General features: G+C 44.7%; 1 protein-coding gene. It reads left to right on the top strand.

Going from position 1 to position 2,464, the window contains the following annotated elements; genetic code table 11:
• Positions 1-150 precede the first annotated feature (150 nt).
• Entirely contained in the window at positions 151-1,947 is a 1,797-nt protein-coding gene (locus RMO84_RS14135) for an ABC transporter ATP-binding protein (RefSeq protein WP_310489091.1), read from the top strand.
• The last annotated feature ends 517 nt before the right edge of the window (positions 1,948-2,464 follow it).

Below are 2,464 nucleotides of genomic sequence, written 5' to 3'. Positions count from 1 at the left end.
GGGTAGCGATTCGCGTAACTCCTAACGGAGTGGCTCCGCCAACGTCGGGTTTCCCGACGGTTTAGCGAATCAAGACAGAGGGTAGTGAATAGATCTGCCTGTCCTCTCATCTCCCAGTCCCCCCGTCCCCCGTCCCCCCATCCCCGATAAATGTCGCGTTTTCAAAAACACCTCAACTATCTCAATCCCTACAAATGGCAAACAGCGCAGGGTATCTTTGCCTTGTTTGTTGTCAATGCTTTGAGTGTTTATCTCCCGCTCTTGATTAGAGATGGGATCGATCGATTGAAGACTTCATTTACTAGCGATTATCTGACTCAACTGGCGATTTTCATTGTCGGCTTGACATCGATTATGTGGGTGGTGCGGATGATTTCGCGCATCCTAATTTTTGGGGTGGGACGACAGGTGCAAGCCAAAATGAAGCAGGATATCTTCGAGCATATCCTGCGGTTGGAGCCGGGATATTTTGTGACGACGACAGTAGGCGATCTGATCAATCGGTTTACTAGTGATGTTGAGAACATCATGCGATTAGTCGGGTTTGCAGTGTTGAGTACGGCAAATATCGTGTTTGCCTATGCTCTAACGCTGCCAGCAATGTTATCAATTAACGTCAAGCTGACAGTGTTTTCACTAGCAGTGTATCCGTTGATGTTGATTACAGTTCAGTTATTTAGCAATCAACTCCGCAATCAACAGGTTGTCGTCCAAGAATCTATTTCCGATTTGAGTGAATTGATTCAAGAGGATATGAGCGGTATTGCTGCGATTAAAATCTACGCTCAGGAAGAAAACGAACGGAAAGAATTTAGAAAGAAGAATCAAGAATTATTTACTGCCAACCTCAAACTCGCCGAATCGCGCAATACAATTTTCCCGATCATTCAGGGATTGGCTTCGATTAGTTTGTTGGTTTTACTATGGCAAGGTGGACTGGCGATCGCCAATCAAGATATTAGTCCGGCACTAAAGTTCTCCTGGACGAGTGGAATAGAAATTGTCTCCAAACAGACTAGCGTTGGTGACTTCTTGTCGTTGATAATTTTCGCTCAGAATTTGATTTTTCCGACGGCTTTATTAGGATTTACAATTACTGCCTATCAACGTGGTGAAGTCAGTATCGATCGAGTCGAAGCGATCTTATTCAATCGACCTAAAATCGCCGATACGCCGACTGCCATCCATTTAGATAAGACTGTGAGTGGCGAGATCGTCGCGCGGGATTTTAGTTATACTCACCCAGGGTCAGAAACACCCGCGCTCAAGCATCTGAATTTTACAATTTCACCAGGCGAAACGATCGCGATCGTCGGGCCGATTGGGTCGGGCAAATCGACGCTGGCAAATGCCATTCCTCGCTTAGTTGAAATCCCCGAACAGAGTTTATTTATCGATGGTTATGATGTGACTACTGTAAATCTAGCAGATCTGCGGGGGGCGATCGCTTATGTACCCCAAGAGAGCTTCTTATTTAGTACTACGATCGAGAATAATATCCGGTATGGTGAGCCGCAAGCTAGTAGAAGCAAGGTTGAAGCCGCTGCCAAATTGGGACAAATTCATTGGGAAATTGAAAATTTCCCCGCCCAATACGATACGATCGTCGGCGAACGCGGTATCACCCTCTCTGGCGGTCAACGTCAGCGGACGGCATTAGCGCGTGCCTTGTTGATGAATGCCCCGATTTTGATTCTCGATGATGCGCTCTCTAGTGTCGATAATCAAACCGCTACCGCTATTTTGCAAAATCTTTCCCAAGCCGGACAAAAGCGGACTGTGATATTTATTACACATCAATTATCGGCTGCGGCTACTGCCGATCGCATTATGGTGATGGATAAAGGTGAAATCGTCCAAACTGGAACCCATCAAGAATTAATCGGCAAACAAGGTCTATATCAGTGGTTGTGCAATCAAAATCAGTTAGAGGAGTTGCTACATTAGAGCGTGTAGATCGATCGCGTTCCGGCGATGGCATCTCTACTCGATCGCAAATAACTGTCTAAATTGCTACCGATCGACTAATTTCACAACTATAAGTAGCTTCTTAATCGCTAATCTCGATAATTACCACTCGATCGCAATCTTAGAGTATTATCTATAGACACCTGTGGTCTGAAGTATTTTGGTGAGAGCTGCTCGATCTGTCAAGAATTGACTCTGCACAAGCTTCATTGTCTTATCGGCTAGTGAGACTGTCTCCTAACTATTAAGATCTCCAGGGAAATATATCGCGATCGATACCCAATCGCTTATTTACAAAGTAACAATAATACCTGGATTATTGCCGCTATTTTGGTTGAATAAGTCAGAAAAAGGGTAGCATTTCAACCCCATTGGGTGGTTAAATACAAATTATCGATCGCAACAAACGGTTAACTCTAGTCAGAAGATTATGAAAGCAGTTGGTGGAAAAGACCGCAAGCGACTACTATTAATCGATGATGACCCCAATCTCATC

The sequence above is a fragment of the Chamaesiphon sp. VAR_69_metabat_338 genome (assembly GCF_031423935.1).
In the GTDB taxonomy this organism is placed as follows: Bacteria; Cyanobacteriota; Cyanobacteriia; order Cyanobacteriales; family Chamaesiphonaceae; genus Chamaesiphon.
This window is presented reverse-complemented; position numbering and strand designations above follow the sequence as displayed.

Excerpts from the sequence above, each read along its gene's own strand:
- RMO84_RS14135 (WP_310489091.1), top strand. The coding sequence starts at position 151 with ATGTCGCGTTTTCAAAAACACCTCAACTATCTCAATCCCTACAAATGG.